Below are 18941 nucleotides of genomic sequence, written 5' to 3' on the forward strand. Positions count from 1 at the left end.
CGCGTCACCTCTGCCATCGGGGCGTCGGCACCAGATTGGTACACAGCTGCGGCGCGCTTCTCCCGCAAGAGGCCGCCCCATGCCGCCGCCCTCCGGGGGCCGACCGGTCACCCCAAGGGCCCTGCCCGTCCGCACAGCGTCGTCCGACGCCTGGCGCTTCGGTCCGACCGCCCTTGATGCGGGTGCCGACCCGGTGATGGCGGTTTGACGACACGTCGTGATTCCGCCACCGGTCGCCCTTCCGTGTGGCTCCGTCACGCACCGATGATCGTGCGAACGTCCCCGGCGCAGCCCAGAGCGGAGCGAGGCAGACATGACGCACGTCCCGGAACAAAGACACCTGTCCCTGGTGATGGCGGCCGCTGTCCTTGCCGCCGTGGCGGGCGTGGCGCCCGCGGCCGTCGCCGCACCGAACCCGGGCACCGTACCGAGCGCCCGTAGCGTGCTCGCCTCCCTGGATGCCGAGGAGCGACAGGCGCTGCACCGCATGGCGACGCTCGACATGGGTGGACTGCATGTCACCGACAAGGCGGCGCTGAAGTCCGCCGACCCCGTCGACGTCATCGTGCAACTGCGGACGCCGCCCGCCCGGACCGCGCGTCTGCTGGCGGCCGCCGAGGGGCGCAGTCTCAGCGAGACGGACGCGCGCGCTGCGGTGACCGAGGCACAGGGCACGTTCCGCGACGTGCTGAAGAACATGTTCCCCGAAAAGCAAGCAGCCGCGGGGAAGTCCGGCCGGAAGTCCGAGGCGCCTCGCCTGCACCGCAGTTACACCCACAGTTTCGACGGCGTCAGCCTCAGCCTGCCCGGTGACCGGGTCGCCGAGCTGCTCGACCACGCCGAGGTCGCATCGGTGTGGCCCGACAGCACGGTGAAGGCGCTCTCCGACCCGCAGGCCACCGGATCCGTCGGCCCGCAGACGGAGGGCGCCGATGACGGCGTGGCCCGCCTGTACGCCGAGGGCATCACCGGCAAGGGTGTCAAGGTCGGCATCATCGACACCGGGATCGACTACCGGCACCCCGATCTCGAGAACGTGTACGAGGGCGGCTACGACTTCGTCGACGACGACGCCGACCCGATGGAGACCACGTACGAGGACTGGAAGGAGTCCGGCCAGGCCGAGACCAGCCAGGGTTCCACGTACTACACGGAGCACGGCACCCATGTCGCCGGCATCATCGCCGGCCAGGGTGCCGAGTCGAAGGCGCGCGCCGCGCACGGCGTCGCACCCGGTGCCTCCGTCCACGCCTACCGCGTCCTCGGCCCCTACGGCAGCGGCCGCACCAGCAACATCATCGCCGCCATGGACCAGGCGCTCGACGACGGCATGAACGTCGTCAACATGTCGCTGGGCGCCGCCATCAACGACCCGCTCAGCCCGCAGTCCATAGCCGCCGACCACCTCGTCCTCGCGGGCGTCACCACCGTCATCGCCGCCGGCAACAGCGGGCCGAAGGCAGGCACCGTCGCCACGCCGGCCGCCGCCGCCCTCCCGCTGACGGTCGGCGCCCACTCCGAACCGCTGACCCTGCCCGCGTACACGCTGACCGCCGGATCGGCGACCGCCCAGGGCCGGCTGCTCGCCCAGCCCTACGGCGACGCCCTCGACAAGCTGGCGGACGGATCCCTCGCGGTCGTCGACGCGGGCACAGGTACCGCCGCCGGATACACCGGCAAGGACGTCACCGGCAAGGCCGTCCTGATCCGCCGCGGCGGCATCCCGCTCGACGAGAAGGTGCGGCGTGCGAACGACAAGGGTGCCGCGGCCGTTCTCCTCGTCAACGACAACGCCACCGAGGGGCACATCCCGCACTACATCGGTGAGAACCCGAACTACGTACCGGCGTTCTCGCTGACCGCGGCGGACGGCGCCGCACTGACGGCCGCCGGCGCCGAGGTCTCGTTCGCCCCGGCCGGGACCTTCCGGCTCGGCGACGGGACGCTGGCCGAATTCAGTTCGCGCGGCCCGGTCTACGGCAGCGCCGCCATCAAGCCCGAGGTCACCGCGCCCGGCGTCAGCGTCCTGTCGTCCGTCCCGGCCGACATCGTCGACCCGGCCGGCGACGACTACACCTATGCGTACGCCCGCCTCAGCGGAACTTCGATGGCCGCGCCGTACGTCGCCGGCACCGCCGCGCTGATGCTCCAGCACGACCGCGGACTGAGCCCCGACGCCATCAAGACGGCGCTGATGAACACGGCGACCGCCCTGCCCGGCGACGTCAGCGTGTTCGAGGCCGGCGCCGGAGCGATCGACCCGTACGCGGCCGTGCACGCCACCACCGCCGTACAGGTCCCGGAGACCACCCCGCACGTCACGGTCGACGGCACGCAGACCGAAGTCGACGCCGTCACCGGCGCGTTGGACCTCGGCGTGCTCCCGGTGGGCCGCGCCACGAACCTCAAGCGCACCCTGCGCGTGGTCAACGACAGCGGCAGGCCCGTCACGTACGACGTGCGCACGGCCTTCAGCCGCGGCTCCGGCAGTTCCGCGGACGCCGACGCCGCGCACATCGCCCTGACCACCGGCGACCGGATCACGGTCGGAGCCCGCGCCAAGAAGTCCGTCACCGCCGTCCTGCGCGTGCCCGCCGGGGCCGCGGCCGGCTACTACGAGGGCACGGTCACGCTGACACCGCGCGGCGGCAGCCGGCTGCCCGCGCTGCACGTCCCGTTCGGCATGCGCGTCGCCGAGTCCGGGTTCGCGGAGGTCGACATGACCAAGTCCGTCATGTCGACCGGGCGGGGTTCCGACCAGGGAGCCGTCGGCTCCGGGGCGGCCACCTTCAACCTGCGGATGGCCGGACAGCTGCGCAGCGTCGACATCTTCCTCACCGACGCCGACGGCAAGGACCTCGGGTACATCGGCGGCATCAACACCGTCGGTCTCACCGAGGGCGTCCTCTACGGCCCGGCGACGGTCGGCCCCTGGTACTTCCCGTCGACCGGTGACAAGGCCACCCCGTTCGACCCGCGCGGCCGCTTCATCGCCGACGGCCACTACAAGCTGCGCATCGTCGGCACGGACGCCGCCGGCGGCACCGACAGCGAAATGCGCGACGTGTACGTGGACTCCGAACTGCCCGTGTACCAGGACGCCTACGGAGCCTGGGACTCCGCCCACCCCACCGTCATCGAGCGGGCCGCCGACGCCACGTCGTTCCACGTGACCGGCTCCCTGCTGGACGCCCAGGCCGACGACATCCGTGACGCGGGCCTCGACATCGGTCAGGCCGACAACCGTCTGTACTACTCGCTCTACAGCCCGAACGCCCCCGAGAACCGTCTCCCGGTGGGGTCCGACGGGACCGTGAACGGGCAGGTCAAGCTGCCCGTCGGCCCGCCTGTCGCGAATCTCAAGCTGTGGCCCACGGACGCCGCGGGCAACATCAGCGGTATCCGCCAGATCAACATCATGAGGAAGGGCACGCCCTACGTGGTCGGCGACGCGAGCGCGTCCTCGGCGCGGGCCGGGGACCGTGTCACGTACACGCTGACCGCCCACGAGCTCAAGAACTGGAAGACGTTCACCTCGCAGTTCCGCTACGACGACCGCAACGTCAAGCTCGTCGGCATCGAACCGACCGACGAACTGAAGGCACACGGCCCGTCCGAGATCCGCCGCACCGACGTGCCGGCCGGATCGTCCTCGTACAGCACGCTCTCCTTCGACGTGGCCGACAGCGCGGGCCTCAGCGGCGACTCGATGCCGTTGCTGAAGGTGACGTACGAGGTGACCGGTGGCACGGTGACGTCGAACGCGGGTCTGAGCACCGGCAGCACTTCGGCCGTCGACACGGCGGGCACCAAGACGAACCTCAACATCCAGTTCTACGGTGCGGTGCGGATGCTCAACCCGACGTCGACCTTCGTCGCCCGCCCGGCCGTCCAGGCCCTGCTGACCCGGGAAGGCGCGTACGACAACGTCCGCGACCACACCGCCGACGGCATCGAGGCGACCCTCACCGCACCCGACGGCGCCAGCCGCGAGGTGGCCCTGGACAAGACCGGCCGGATCTCCGTCAGCGGGCTGACGCCGTCCGACAAGCCGTACCGGTTCCGGGTGACGGTGCCCGGCCATTTCACCTGGACCGAGGACATCGACCTCGGCCTGGACGGCACCTGGGGTGTGGCCGGCAACACCGCCGGCTCGGCGGCCGCCCTCGTCGCCGGTGATGTCAACGGCGACGACGTGGTCGACGTCAGGGACGCCGCCGCCGTGTACGCGGCGCGCGGGACGGCCGGCCGCGCCGCCGACATCGACCACGACGGCACCGTCGGCGCGAAGGACCTCGCCTGGGTCAAGGACAACTACCTGGCGCAGAACAGCAGGTCCGACCGGTACACCGACCCGGTCAAGCGCCTGCGCGGCAAGTCGCTGGAGGACTACCTGGACCTGATGTAGCCGGACGGCCGTCGCGACGGGTGCTCACACCCAGTTGTTGCGCATCGCGTACCAGCCCAGCTGGACACGTGACGTCACGGCGGCCAGATCCATCAGCGCCCGGACCCGGCGCTGCACCGTACGCGGCGACGTGCCCAGCTGATGGGCCGTCGCCGCGTCCGTGAGCCCGGACAGCATCAGCTGCAGGATGCGGCGGTCGGTGGGACTCAGGTCGCCGTCCTCGCGCAGATACGGGCGCGAGCGGCGCCACACCGACTCGAACAGCTCGGTCGCCAGCACCACGAGCGGAGGCCGCAGTTCCAGCGACCGTCCCGGCTCCACCTGGACCATGGCCGTCTCGCCGTCCGCGATGAGCAGTTTGATCAACGGCTGGTCGACGACCCGGACATGGTGACCCCGTTCCACCCGCAGGTCCAGCGCGCGCAGCGCGGCCGGCTCCGAGAGGAAGTCGCGGTCCACGACGATGCGGTAGGAGGCATCCGGATTGCCGTCCTTGCGCATCGGCGGCCCGGCTCCGTCCGCCCCCTGTCCCTCGGGCCCGTCGGGCAGGGTCGTCGGGACGGGGGCCACCGTGTTGGCCCCGGACTGGAAGCCGAACAGCGAGGTACGGGCGGAGTACTCCATGTCGTAGATCCGGCGCGCCTGCTCCTCGCGGCTCTCCCAGACCCGGACGACGTACTCCTCGTCCCCGCCCCCGCCCGGGTGCCACCGGCTCAGCAGCCGGCTCAGCGTGGCGTCGGTTCCGCGCAGTTGGTCCTGGAGCTCGACGAGTGACGCGCGCATGTCCGGGGCGGACGCGGCGGTGCCCGTGGGCCGGGGGGACGGTTTCTCTGGGACGGACGACATGCCCCCAGTCTCGCCGCTGCGGGAAGCGGAGGGCCATGGGCCCCCTCATCAGGGCTTCCCGGGTCCGCGGAACCGAGGTGGCGCCGATGTCGGGATTACGTCATGGCGGCCACTCGCCAGCCCGAACACGCCCATACACGCGCCACATTGGCGACGCTGCTGGTTCACCGTCCCTTTCGGCAGGAGCTGTTCTGTGAGACGTACCCGACCATGGCGGTCCACGGCCGCCGGCCTCGCGACCGTCGCCCTGATGGCCGTCGGCATACCCGCGGCGCACGCCGGAGCCGAGGCCACCCCGGCGGCCGGCACGGCCGACGCGGTCGCCCGCACCGTGACCGTCACCCTGGTCACCGGTGACGTGGTCGACGCGCGACTGGCCCCCGACGGCCGGATCCTGTCGGCGGCGCCCCGTCCCGTGGACGGCACCGACCATCCCGCCGCCGTCTGGCAGGACGGAACCCGCACCTACGTCTTCCCGCAGGGCGTCGAGAAGCTGGTGGACGCCGGCCTCGTCGACGCACAGCTCTTCGACATCGGCAAGCTCGTCGCCGACGGCTATGACGACACGCACTCCGCCACCGTGCCGGTGATCGTCGAGTACGCGGGCGGACGCGCGCCGCGTACCGCCCGCCCCGGAACGCGGACCACCGTCACGCTCGAATCCATCGGCGGCGCCGGCCTCGACGTCACCAAGAAGTCCACCGCCGACGCGTGGCGCGACCTGACCCCGGCGAAGGCCTCGGCACGCTCGGCAGGCGGCGTCACCAAGATCTGGCTGGACGCCAAGGTCAAGGGCGCCGCGGCCGACCCGCTCGGCACCCCGACCGTCCCGCTTACCGGGGCGGGCACCGCCCACAGGGCGGGGCTCGACGGCTCCGGCGTCAAGGTCGCCGTCCTGGACACAGGCGTGGACGCGGCCCACCCCGACCTCGCCGGCCGGATCACGCAGACCAAGGTGTTCGTCCACGGCCAGGACGCGGAGGACCGCACCGGTCACGGCACCCACACCGCCTCCACCATCGCCGGCACCGGAGCCGCGTCCGACGGCCAGTACGCGGGGATGGCGCCGGGTGCCGGGCTGCTCGTCGGCAAGGTGCTCGGCGACGACGGCTCCGGCACACTCAGCGGCATCGTCAGCGGCATGGAATGGGCCGTCGCCGAAGGCGCGCAGGTCGTCTCCATGTCGCTCGGCGCCGACGGCTCCACCAGTTGTTCGGGCCCCGACGTCGAAGCGGTCCAGCGGCTCAGCGACAAGGCCCTGTTCGTCATCGCGGCGGGCAACGCCTCCCTGCGCGGCACCGTTTCCACGCCCGGCTGCGCGCCGAGCGCCCTGACCGTCGGCGCCGTCGACCGCACGAACGAGACCGCGCCCTTCTCCAGCCGTGGCCCCTCCGCCGACGGGATCAACGCCAAGCCCGACATCGCCTCCCAGGGCGTCGACGTCGTCGCCGCCCGCTCGGGCGGGCGGGGCGCCCAGGCGTACCGGTCGATGTCCGGCACCTCGATGGCCACCCCGCACGTGGCCGGCGCCGCCGCCCTCCTTCTCCAGCAGCACCCCGGCCTCGCGCCGGCCCGTCTCAAGGCACTGCTCACCTCGTCGGCCAAGGACACCGACGCCCCCGTCCTGGACCAGGGCGCCGGCCCGATGGACGTGGCCCGGGCGACCACTCAGCCGGTCGTCGGCGACCCGAATCCACTGCTGGGTGACTTCGCGTACCCGCAGGCCGGCCTCGCCCCGGTCGACCACGCGGTCACGCTGACCAACGTCACGGACAAGGACGTCACGCTCACCCTCGCCGTCAGCGACATCCGCGGCGACGACGGCTCCCGCGTCCGGGGCTTCGCCTCGGCCGCCCGTACCCGGGTCACCGTCCCCGCGAACGGCACCGCCGACGTGCCGGTGCGCATCGACCCCGCGGCGAAGCTCGACGCCGGTGACTACGGCACCCTCACCGGCCGCCTCGTCGGCACGGGCGCGCACGGCGTGCGCGTCACCGTGCCGTTCGGCGTGCACCTGGAGGTGCCGTCGGCCGACCTGACCGTCAAGGGCCTCGACCGGCACGGCGAGCCGGCGGTGTCCCCGTCGGCGTTCCAGCTGTTCGACGACCACCGTGACAGCGCGAAGCGGTACACCCTGGGCTATCCGGCCGCGGGCAGTACCACGATCCGGGTGCCGCTCGGCACGTACTCCCTCAGCGGTCTGATCATGACCCGTGACGAGCCGGGCAACGTCGGCAGTGTGGCCTCGGTGTCGCAGCTCTACCGGCCGGAGCTCACGGTCTCCGGCGACACGACGGTCACCCTCGACGCACGGGACGCCGAACGCGTCGCGTGGGACACCGAGCGCGCGAGCCGGCCCAGCGGGTTCGCGATCGGGCTGTCCTACGGCCTGGACGGCGCAGGCCGTGTGCTCGCCGGATACGCCACCTCCGTCCCGTCGTACGCCAAGGCGATCTACGCCCAGCCGGTCCGGCACGCCGACAAGGTCACGTTCCTCGCCTCGGCACGGCAGACGGCTCCGCCCGCCCGGCTCACGTCGGGCGGCGGGCGGGTCCTGGACTCCCTGCCGGTCCAGAAGGCGACGGAGTTCGACGGCCAGGGCGCAGCCGAGGTCGTCGCGATCGGCAAGGGCACGGACGCCAACTTCGCCGCCCACGACCTGAAGGACAAGGTCGTCCTGGTCGACGCGGGTCCGGGCGGCGGCAACGCCTACGCCTGGGACACGGCCGCGGCGAAGGCCGGCGCCGTCGGCGTCCTGGCCGCCGTCCCCGACAGCGAGGGCCGCTTCCAGATCACCGGCCCCGAGGGCGGTGTCCCGCAGGCCACGATCACCTGGGACGACGCGCTCACCCTCAAGGCCGAAGCCGGGCCGTCGGGTTCGGCGAAGGTCGGCTGGTCCGGCACCGCCATCGCCCGCAGCCCGTACGTCTACAACCTGGCGCACGTCTCGAAGGGCGCGATCCGGCCCGGCACCCAGCGGATACGCGACAGCAGGCTCGCCGTCATCGACGCCCGCTACCACGTGCAGCAGGCCACCGCCGACGCCACGTACTGGTCCGACGTGCAGGTGGGGCTGCCCGGTATGGCCGGCCTGTGGGCCGGCGGCACGACGCTGCCGCTGCACGCCCCGCAGCAGCGCACGGAGTTCTTCACCCCGTCGGGCAGCGAGGGCCTGACCTGGACGACCCTGATGCGCCGGGACCTCGGCACGACCGGCGGCACCGCGTACGACGGGCCGCGCACGATGCGCCAGGGCGGCTCCACGGCGTACTGGTACAAGTCGCCGTACGGCTCCGTGCGCAACACCTACAGCGCCGCGATGATGTCCCGCGACAGCAACCGGCTTGGCTTCACCGTCGCCCCGTTCGGCGACGCGGGCGGCCACGACTCCACCTTCGCCCGCAACGACTACGGCACCCGGCAGCTTCTGGTGAACGGTGAACCGCAGCCTCTGGTGTCGGGCGCCTTCCAGCTGCCGCGGGAGAGCGCCGACGTGACGTTCCGTCAGACCTGGCGCCGCCCCGCGTCGGCCGCCGACCGCACCGGACTGGCGTACAGCACGGAGTGGGACTTCCGCTCCGGCGCCGCCGACCAGGGCGCCCAGCGCCTGCTCGTCCCGGTCCTCGACCTCCCGTCGGACCTCCGCAACACGCGACCGGCGGGCGAGAGCACCACGATGGGCATCGGCGCCGTCGTGGACGGAGCGGACGGCCCGGTCGCGCTGGAGGACGTCGAGGTGCGGTACGCCTACGGCGACCAGACCACCACGGACACGGTCACCGACTGGCGTACGGCGGACGTGCGACGGTCCCACGGGGCGTGGCGTGCCACGGTGCCGGGCGACGCGCCCGCGGGCACCTTCGTCCATCTGCGCGTCACGCTCGCCGACGGGCACGGGGCGCGGGTCGGCCAGACCATGGTCCGCGCGTACGAAGTCCGCTGAGGGACGCCGCGGGGCCGGCCCGTCCGGGCCGGCCCCGCGGCGTGCGACGCGACGGCGGGCGGCCAGTACGCACCGCCCCCGAGCGAGGACAGCCGCACGGCGGTGACCGGCGCGAAGCCCGCGAAGACCAGGTTGCGGACCCGGTACGACAGGGAGATGCCGGTGCGGCGGACGTGCGGGGCCGCCGCGCGGTGCGGGGGTGGAGACCGGCTTCGACCGGCAGGCGCGGCGACTCGTCCCCGGGGACCGTGCCCAGCACGGTGCGGCGGGCGCGGCCGAGGAGAAGACGACGGGGACACCCGCCTGCGGGCAGCGGCCCGCCGGGTGGTACCGGCGACCCGTCTCGCCGATCGCGGTCAGGTGCCGTCGTCGGTACGCAGATGGTGCTGCGGGGTGCATGACCGGGACGGCGCCGAGCTCGCCCACCGGACTGCAAGGACTGACCGCGCGGCACCCCCCTTCTGCGCCCAGGCCCTTGCGGCGGGCGGTGGCGGGTCTACGACGCGTCGTCAAGTCGCCACGCAGCAGGCCGGGTTGGCGGCCCCCGCGCTGCGAGGATTCGACCCGTCCTCGCTCTGCGATCTCTGGAGGTCCTCTCCGTGCACGTCAGATCCGCCGCAGCCGCTGCCGGCATGCTGGCAGCGCTCATACCCGCCCTACCCGCCACTGCCGCCCACGCGGCAGACCCGTCCGGACCGGCCGCCGAAGCCCGTACGCCGGCGGCCACCACGTTCACCGTGCCGCTGCCCACCGGCGACACCGTGACGGTCGAACGCTCCGGTGCCGAGATCCGCTCGGCCACCGTCACCCCCGGGCCCGGCCGGGAGAACGTCACCTTCACCACCAGTTCCGTGGGGAACGGCGACATCGGTGTCGTGCCCGCGGACGCCGAGCCGCTGCTCGCCGCGGGCCGGCTGGACTCCCGCCTCTTCGAGGTCAAGGCGCTGCTGGACGCCGGATACGGCACGAGGGGCACCACCGCCTCCGGCGCCGTGGGGATGATCGTTCAGCATGCCAAGGGTGCGGGCGCCGCGAGCAGGGCCCGCGATGCGGTCGGCGCGGCCGCCCACCCCGGACGCGCGATACCCCGCCTGGGTCTGACCGCACTCGACCCGCACGACGGCACCGACGCCGTCAGCACCTGGAAGCGCCTGACCGCAGGCACCGGCCGCTCGCTCGCGGGGGGCGGGGACAAGCTGTGGCTGGACAGCCGGATGCATGTCGCCCTGGACCGGAGCGTTCCGCAGATCAACGCTCCGCAGGCCTGGTCCGACGGATACACCGGCAAGGGCGTCACGGTCGCCGTCCTCGACAGCGGCTACGACTCCGACCACCCGGACCTGGCGGGCAGAGTGACGGTCTCGTCCAACTTCCTCGGCGGCGACACCGCCGAGGACGACAACGGCCACGGCACCCACGTGGCCTCCACCATCGCCGGCGTCGACAGCACCTACCGCGGTGTGGCCCCCGACGCGTCGCTCGCCGTGGGCAAGGTGTGCGACAACACCGGCTCCTGCCCGACCTCGGCGGTTCTGGCCGGCATCGACTGGGCCGTCAACACAGTCCACGCCAAGGTCGTCAACATGAGCCTGGGCGGGCCGGCCGACGAGACGGACCCCGCGATCGCGGTCATCAACGACCTGTCGGCGAGCAGCGGCACGCTGTTCGTCGTCGCCGCGGGCAATGACGGCGAGTACGGCACCGGCACGGTCGGGGCCCCCGCCATCGCCGACGCCACCCTCGCCGTCGGCGCGGTCGACGCCGACGACGAACTCGCCGCGTTCTCCAGCCGCGGCCCGCGCCCCAGCGACAACGCGGTCAAGCCCGACATCACGGCACCCGGCGTCAGCATCGTCGCCGCGAAGACGGGCGGCGGCCACACCGCCAAGAGCGGGACGTCGATGGCGACCCCTCACGTGGCGGGCTCCGCCGCACTCGTCGCGCAGGCGCACCCCGACTGGAGCGGCGAGCAGATCAAGACGGCGCTCATGAACAGCGCCGAGCCGAACGCGAAGCGCTCGCCGTACCAGCAGGGCACCGGCCGGGTCGACGTGGGCAGTGCCGCGCGGCAGACGGTCCTCGCCTCCCCGGCGAACCTGACGACGACGGCCGGCTGGTCCGACGGCGCGGGCAAGGACACCGAGCGCACCGTCACCTTCACCAACGCCGGTGACAGCGACACGACGCTCGACCTGGCCTTCGAGAAGCCCCTGTCGCCCACCGCGCAGCCGGGCAACATCGAGCACTTCTCGGTCGACCGCGACCAGGTCACCGTCCCCGCGCACGGCACCGCGACCGCGACCGTCACCACCCGCGCCACCCTGCTGCCGCACGGCCCCTGGTCCGCGGTCCTCACCGCCTCGCAGGGTGGCACGCCGGTCACCCGCACGATCCTCGCCGTCAACAGCCCCGTGCCCAGCCACCGGGTGACGCTCCACGCGGAGCAGCGCGACGGCACGCCGGCCACCGGCACGGCCCTGCTGGTCAACCGCTGGACCGGCGACCGCTACCCGGTCCGCCTCACCGCGGGGACCGGAGCGGTGACCGTGCCCGAGGCCCAGTACTGGATCGGCATGACGATCAACAGCGGCACCGGCACGGAGCGCACCACCACCATGGCCGCCGCCTCCGTCACCCCGGTCGGGGACACCACGGTCGACCTCGACGCCCGCACCGCCGTCCCGGTCGCCGTCGACGTCCACGACCCGGCCGCTCGTGCCACGGCCGTACAGGCCGCGCTCGCACTGCCCGCCGGCACCGGGACGTACACGCTGAGCGTGGTCACCACCGGCGAGCGTGCCGGACAGACCCTGTACGCCACGCCGTTCGCCGAGGCGGACGCCACGTACCGTACGTTCGCCGTGTTCGCGGCCGAGGGCGCCTCGTCGCAGGCACCCAGTCCCTTCTTCTACCACGTGGCCCGCACCTGGCACGGCGGTGTCCCGGCCCGGCCCGCCTTCTCGGTCCAACGCCGCGACCTGACCGAGGTGCGTGTCCACCTCAACGCCCAGGGCGCCCCCGCCGCAGGCACCACCGCGGCCACCCCGGACGACGACGTCCTGCTCCCTCTCTTCGTCGACCAGGCGGTCCGCTTCCCCTCGACCGTGCGTGACTACCGCACACCGGGCGAATGGCTCGACCGGGCCTCGATCGCCGGGCGGCAGTCCCTCGCGACCTCGACGCAGACGTTCGGCCCGCGCGCCCTGCGCCGCCTGGACTTCGCAGCCGCGGTGGTCGGACCGGCGCTCCCGGCCGCGCCCGCCCGCCGGGTCAACAATTCCGTGATCTGGGCCGGCACGCCGTGGTTCGTCGACGGCGACGGGAGCCGCGGCGGGTCCGACTGGGGTGCTTCGGGCACCCTCACCCTGGCCAAGGACGGCCAGAGGGTGAGTGAGTGGAATGCCATCGGCAGCGCCAGGACGATCCCGGCCCCCGCGGGCCCCGGTCGCTGCACGCTCGACGCGGACATCACCCGGGACCAGCCCTACGCTGCACTGTCCACGCGGGTGCAGTCGGAGTGGAGCTTCGACTCGGACACCGATGACGGCGCCGGAACCGTCCTGCCGCTCATGGCCGTCCGGTTCACCCCGCACGGCCTCGACGCCTCCGGCGGCGCCCCCCGCCAGGCCACGACGCGTGTGGACGTGGATGTCCAGCGTGCACCGGGTGCCGTCGAGGCCACGATCGGTCGGGCCGACCTGGAGGTCAGCTGGGACGACGGTGCCAGCTGGCGAGCGGTCAAGATCACACCGGGCCGGCACGGAGCGCCTTCGCACGCCGATCTGACCGCACCCGAGGGCGCCTCGTACGCAACCCTGCGGGCCACCGTCGCGGCGAGCGACGGCAGTGCGGTCAAGCAGACCGTCACCCGGGCCTTCCAGGTCAACAAGTCCCGAGGGTAGAACAGGCGGTGAGCGGATCGGGTCCTTCGTCAGGGGCCCGGTCCGCCCGCCTCCGGGGCCTGAGGGGCGGTGGTCCTCCCGGAGTGGCGAGGACACGACATGACGTACGTACGCCACGCCCCGTTCAGGTGGGCGGCGAAGCCCTTCCGGGCCAGTACCGACGCGGCGGATCAGCCCCCGCTGGGGCAGGACCCCGCACCGGCAGAGTCCTGCCCCTCCTGCGTCTGCGGGCTCCGCACGGCGGGTAACCCCGCGTCGTGCGTCAACGACCAGCAGTCCTGGGCCCTCGTTCCGGGGTGGCGGCCGGCTGCGTCACCCGTGCACCCGGCCCGCGCCGAGGAAGGCAAGCAGGCTGACCGCGGCCGGGCGCGCGTGACCGGCGGCGGCCCGGTGCAGGTCCCGTACGGTCCGCACCACGGCACGGGTCACCACGTCGACGCCGGCTCTGCGCTCGAACCAGTGCCAGTCGCCGTGCGCGTTCATCTCCAGGAAGACCGGCTCGCCCCCGTCCCGGGCCCGGAGGAAGTCGAACGCCCCGAAGGCGGCACCGGTCTCCCGGGCGATGGCGCGTGTCGCCGAGGCCACGGCGGCCGGGGGCCGGACCTGGCGCACCACCACCTCGTCCGGGCGGATCCAGATGTCCTCCGGGTGCTCTTTGACCACCTCGAAGGCGTGCAGTTCGTCCCCGGCGAGGTAGACCCGGTACTCGGCGTCGTGCTCGACGTACTCCTGGAGCATCACCGGGGTGCCCCGGGGCACACCGGGCAGGCCGGCGAGCCGGTCCCCGTCCAGGACCCGCGGCAGGTACCAGTCGAGCCGGCCGGGCTCCGGTTCCACGTAGTGCCGGTCGAGGACCTTGAGCACGTACCGCTCGGCCGGGAGCAGCCCGGCCGCGTCCGCCGGGTCGGTGGTGACCAGTCCGCGCGGGACGCGTACACCGAGCGCCCGCGCTCGGGCACGCTGCACCAACTGCCCCGGGTCGGCGGCGCCGATGGCGGCCGGGGAGACGTCGGCCAGTTGCCGGGCCAGCGCGGTCCACGCGTCCCGGTATACCATCCGCCCGCCGGCCGGACCGTCCGGCGGGCCGTCCGGCGCGGCCCGCAGCGAATAGTGGCGCAGCCAGGTCACCGTCGGGGCGAACCGGTGTCCGTCCAGGGTCAGTACACCGTCCGGCCCGTGGACGGCCCGGACGTCCGCCAGGCCGTCCGCGTCGAGCCGGTGCACGGGCACCCCGATGCGGCGCAGCAGGGCGGACGCCTCGGTCGCCTCCCCGTCGTCCCGGCGGGTGAGCAGCAGGACGCACCGCTCAGCCATGGGTCGGGGCCAGCAGCGATTCCGCCATCTCCAGCAGCCGCAGGGCCTTGTCGGAGCGGTTGCTCGGCTCGGCGGCGCGCAGTCGGGTGAGCAGTTCGAGCCCGATGGCGGCCTGGTCGGCGAGCAGGCCGAGGAGTTCGACGTCCGCCATCTCCCGTGCGCCGCCGGCGCCCTTGTCCAGCACCTCCAGCACACCCACGCACTCGTCGTCGCCGAACAGCGGCGCGGCCATGATGCTGTCGGGCACGTACCCGGTGGACGCGGCGGCCTCGCCCGAGAAGTGCCGCGACTCGCGCAGGTCGTCGACGAGCATCGACTGACCGGACGAGGCGACCCAGCCGGCGATGCCGGTCCCCGCCGGGAAACGCGTACCGACGAGCTGGCCGTCGCCCTCGCCGGCCACGGCTTCGAAGACCAGGTCGCCGGTCTCCGGATCGATGAGGAAGATCGAGGATGCCGCGGCGGCGAAGGCATGGCGCGCGACCTCCACGATGGATTGCAGCAGGCGACGCTCGACCGGCGTCGCGGCGTCAACGGGTTTCGTCATGCGCACCTCCAAGTCGACCGGTGGTGTTCCCGGCGCAGAGGAACAGCACCGTCTTGAGCTGGAACGGTGTGAGCCAGGGGTGCTTGCCGAGGATCAGCGCGCACAGGCCCGAGATGTGCGGGGCGGCGAAGCTGTTGCCGGTCGAGCGGATGGTCCCGCCGCCGGGCCACGCCACGGGGACGCGTACACCGCGCGCGTGGAACTCCACGGGCGGCGCGGGGTTGTAGTAGTACGTCATCGGATCGTCCTCGTCGTGGCTCGCGACGGAGATCACCGACGAGAACGACCAGGGATAGCTGGGCACCGGCCGGTTGTGCGCGGAGACGACGAGGGCGCACCGGCGGAAGTAGGCCCGGTCGGCGAGCTCGTGGAGTTGCGCGGTCAGGGCCGGCCGGGTCGTCGCCAGGCTCAGGTTGATGATGTCGAAGTCCTGCTCGACGGCCCAGGAGAGTCCGGCGATGAGCGCCGGGCCACTGCCCGTCTTGCCGTCGGTCAGCACCTGGACGGACGAGAGGGAGACCCCCGGTGCGAGGGACCGGATCACCCCGGCGCAGGCGGTGCCGTGTCCGGCGTGGTCGGTGGCCTCGCACGGCACTATCTGCACCTCTCCGTCCTCGGCCGTGACGGCCGTCACGGCGAGGTCGACGGGGCCGATCATCGGGTGGCCGCTCTCGACCCCGCTGTCCACGACGCACACCCGGACCCCGGAACCGTCGGATCCGCCCCACGCCCACTCCGGGGAGACCGATTCCAGGGGGACGGACGCGAACGTCTCGTGCGCCTGCGCCCTCGTCACGCCCCAGGCCGGCACGCCCGGCGTGTAGGGCCGCGAGGGCCGTCTCCAGGGTGGATCGCTCATCGGTCCGCCCCCGGTCCTGCCGCGCTCCACGCCCGTACCGTCCGGGCGGGGAGCACGGCCTCCTTCGCCGTCAGGGCGTCCAGCGCCCGCCCGGCGGCGTGCCGGGCGCGCTCCGGTTCACCGGCGGCGTCCAGCACCCGGGCCGCCTCGAACCAGACGTCACCGATGAGGCAGGGGTCGTCGGTGCCGTCGAGGGCGGCGGTCGCCCGCTCGGCATCCCCGACCGCGTCCGCGTACGCCCCGGCCCGCGCCCGGACCCGTGCCCGCAGCGCCAGCCGGACGGCACGGGTACGGGTCTCCTCCGGCCGGTCCGCGGGCGGCCCGGCGAGTTCGGCCGCGTCCGGACCGAAGCTCTCCCCGGCGCAGAACCGCTCCCGGGCCGCGTACAGGCGCAGGGTGGCCGCCGTCCGCGTCTGCCCCAGAGCGGCGAGCCCGTCCGCCGCGGCCGTGTAGTGGCCGGCGGCCGGCAGGTGTGCCCCGGCGAGGGACTCGACGAACCCCGCCGTCTGGGCGGCCGCGAACGTTCCGAGGGCCAGTGCCAGGTCGTCGCAGTGCCTGCGGACCAGTGCGATGTCCTCGCGGGCCGCGTCCACCCGGTCCGACAGGGCCAGATGCCGGGCCCTGGTCAGCAGGACCGGCACGAGCAGGCTCCGGTCGCCGTCGAACCGCCGGACCAGCTCCTCGCACAGCTCGATGGCCCGGGTGAGGGGGGTCGGCGACCACTGCGTCAGCTCACAGATCGACGCGAGGATGCGGTTCCCCTCGTAGGTGTCGCCGAGGCCGCGCGCCCGGGAGAGCGCGTCACGCATCGAGCCCTCCGCCGCGCCGACCCGGCCCTCGGCGAAGCTCCGCAGTGAACACAGCTGGTGCAGCCTGCACCAGCTCAGGTCGTCCGCCGGACCGGGCACGGCAGATGCGGCACCCGGGGCGTACGGGGCGTACGGGGTGCCGGCGGGCTCCGCTCCGCCCGAGCGCAGCGCGATCAGCTGCCGCAGGATGGCGCAGGTGTCCCGGGTCGGGGTGTCGTCCCCGCTTCTGCGCTCCGCCTCCGCCACGGCCTGCCGGGCGCTGTCCCAACGGCCCAGCGCGGCATACGTGTCGGTGATGCGGGCGGCGAGCACCCGGTGCTGCGGGTCGCCGTCCGGAGTGAGACCGCGCCCGCGTTCCATCAGCGAGACGGCCGCGGGCAGGTCCCGGCGGTGCAGCGCCCGGTACCCGGTGGCCACCAGGGCGCGGGCCGCCCGCCCGGTCAGCGCGGGCAGCCCGGGATCGCCGGGATCGGCTTCGGACAGCAGGCGGCACGCGGACTCCAGACGATGGGCGAGGTCGCCCTCCGCGGACGGGTCGGGCGAGCGGCCTTCGAGCCGGTCCGCGAGCACGGTGTGCCAGGCCGCGCGCCGGGCCTTGGAGGTCATCTCGTACAACGTGTCCCGGGCCAGTGCGCGGGTGAACCGGTACGTGCCGGGCGGGCCGGACAGGTGGATCACCCGGGAACGCAGCAGCCTGGCCAGGGAGTCGTCGAGGGCGGCGCCCGCCAGCGTCGGCTCGTTCGCGGCGAGTGCGCGCACGTCCTCGACGGAGAACGACCCGCCCACCCCGGCCGCTCGTTCCAGCACGGCCCGGTCGGCGGTCGGCAGCCGGTCCAGCCACGCCGTCAACAGGACCCGGATCGATGTGGGAACGCCCTGGTCCAGGCTCCGGTGGCCGGCCAGGTTCTCCAGAAGGAGTTCGGCGAACAGCGGGTTGCCGTCGCACTCCCGCACGACCCGTGCCAGGTCGTTCTCGGTGGCGACCGCCTCCTGCGCGGCGACCTCCGCCCGGTCCGCGAGCAGTCCCACCAGCCGCCCGGTCTGCGCGGGCGGCAGCGCGTCGAGACGCAGGACGAGGTCCCCGGCCGGCACCGCGCCCGGCTCGGCGCGCGCCACGCGGATGACCAGCAGCGGGGTGTCCCGAGCACCTGTGCCGACATCGGTGACCATCTCGGAGAGGGTCGGCTGCGCCCACTGGAAGTCCTCCAGGACCAGGATCACCGGGGCGTCGCGGCCCAGGGCCTCCAGGAGCCGCCGGAACGCCCACCCGATCTCGTCGACGCTCACCGGGAGCCCGCTCTCGGTGCGGATGCCCAGGGCGACGGCGAGGGCGGTGACGGCGCGGTCCGCGCGGGGGCGCAGCGTCTCCAGCGCCTCCCGCGCTTCCTCCCAGCCGCCGGGCAGCGACCGGACGGCCTCGGCCAGCGGGCGGTGGGCGGGGCCGGCCCCGTACGCCTGGCAGCCGGCCCTCAGGACGACGGCCTCCTCCCCGGCGCGGCCCAGGAACTCCCGCACCAGGCGTGACTTGCCGATGCCCGGGGGACCGGCGACCGTGACGAGGAGGCTGCGGCGCTCGCCCCGGATCTCCGCGAACTCGGCGAGCAGGAGCCGTAGTTCACCGTCGCGTCCCACGAGCGGGACCAGGTCCTCCCGGCTCGCCGCGTCGAGGACGGACAGGACCCGCCGGGCGGCGACCGGTTCGCGCTTGCCCCTCACCCGCAGCGGTGCGACAGCCTCCATGCGGACCCGGCCGCCGACCAGGCGGGCCGTCTCCTCGCCGACGAGGATCTCGTGCGGCCCGGCGTGCGACTGGAGGCGGGCGGCGGTGTGCACGACGTCCCCGACCACCCTGGCCGCGCCGCCGAGTGCGCCCGCCACCACGGCCTCTCCCGAGGCGATCCCGCAGTGGGTGTCCAGCGGCACCCCCGCACCGGACCCTCCGGCACCGGTCCCTCCCGCACCGGACCCGATGGCCGTCACGGCCTCCCGGACGGCGCACGCCGCCCGGACCGCGTGCAACGCGTCGTCCTCGTGGGTGACGAACGCGCCGAAGACGGCCATCACGGCGTCACCGATGAACTTCTCGACCACGCCCCCGTGTTCGGTGACGGCCGTCGTGCAGGCCCGGTAGTACCGGTCCATCGTGCGCCGCAGCGCTTCGGGGTCGAGGGTCTCGGCGAGCACCGTCGAGCCGACGAGGTCGATGAAGAGCGCCGTGACGATTCTGCGGCTGTCCGACGTGGGCGCCCCCACGACCGGTGTGCCGCACTCCGGGCAGAACCGGGCTGCGTCCGGCACCGCGGTACGGCAACC

General features: G+C 73.6%; 8 protein-coding genes. 3 read left to right on the top strand and 5 right to left on the bottom strand.

The window, feature by feature from the left end:
* The first annotated feature begins 313 nt into the window (after positions 1 to 313).
* On the top strand, positions 314 to 4408 hold the full coding sequence (locus Q0994_RS06860; RefSeq protein ID WP_299530379.1) for a S8 family serine peptidase: 4095 nt from the start codon (positions 314 to 316) through the stop codon (positions 4406 to 4408).
* Positions 4409 to 4432: 24 nt separating this feature from the next.
* Here the strand turns inward: Q0994_RS06860 and Q0994_RS06865 are convergent, their stop codons facing one another.
* Entirely contained in the window at positions 4433 to 5254 is an 822-nt protein-coding gene (locus tag Q0994_RS06865; RefSeq protein WP_299530380.1) for a helix-turn-helix transcriptional regulator, read from the bottom strand.
* A 193-nt stretch (positions 5255 to 5447) separates the two neighbouring features.
* Between Q0994_RS06865 and Q0994_RS06870 the strand changes: the two genes are divergently transcribed.
* The gene (locus tag Q0994_RS06870; protein WP_299530381.1) at positions 5448 to 9197 is read left to right on the top strand and encodes a S8 family serine peptidase; all 3750 of its coding nucleotides are present in this window, start codon (positions 5448 to 5450) and stop codon (positions 9195 to 9197) included.
* Positions 9198 to 9829: 632 nt separating this feature from the next.
* Complete coding sequence (locus tag Q0994_RS06875) at positions 9830 to 13099, top strand: S8 family serine peptidase (protein WP_299530382.1); 3270 nt, start codon at positions 9830 to 9832, stop codon at positions 13097 to 13099.
* A gap of 312 nt (positions 13100 to 13411) precedes the next feature.
* On the opposite strand, the gene Q0994_RS06880 is transcribed toward Q0994_RS06875, so the two are convergent.
* The 4 genes from Q0994_RS06880 to Q0994_RS06895 are packed head-to-tail and all read right to left on the bottom strand — an operon-like array spanning position 13412 to position 18926.
* On the bottom strand, positions 13412 to 14413 hold the full coding sequence (locus Q0994_RS06880; RefSeq protein WP_299530383.1) for a RimK family alpha-L-glutamate ligase: 1002 nt from the start codon (positions 14411 to 14413) through the stop codon (positions 13412 to 13414).
* Positions 14406 to 14960 (bottom strand): GAF domain-containing protein, encoded by a 555-nt coding sequence (locus Q0994_RS06885; protein ID WP_299530384.1) that lies wholly within the window; start codon positions 14958 to 14960, stop codon positions 14406 to 14408. Before Q0994_RS06885 ends, Q0994_RS06880 begins: the two co-directional genes overlap by 8 nt.
* Positions 14944 to 15819: a S8 family serine peptidase gene (locus Q0994_RS06890; RefSeq protein WP_299530386.1), complete on the bottom strand. Its 876-nt coding sequence runs from the start codon at positions 15817 to 15819 to the stop codon at positions 14944 to 14946. The genes Q0994_RS06885 and Q0994_RS06890 overlap by 17 nt, the downstream gene beginning before the upstream one ends.
* On the bottom strand, positions 15816 to 18926 hold the full coding sequence (locus tag Q0994_RS06895) for an adenylate/guanylate cyclase domain-containing protein (RefSeq protein WP_299530387.1): 3111 nt from the start codon (positions 18924 to 18926) through the stop codon (positions 15816 to 15818). Before Q0994_RS06895 ends, Q0994_RS06890 begins: the two co-directional genes overlap by 4 nt.
* Positions 18927 to 18941 lie beyond the last annotated feature (15 nt).

Source organism: uncultured Streptomyces sp. (assembly GCF_947488945.1).
In the GTDB taxonomy this organism is placed as follows: Bacteria; Actinomycetota; Actinomycetes; order Streptomycetales; family Streptomycetaceae; genus Streptomyces.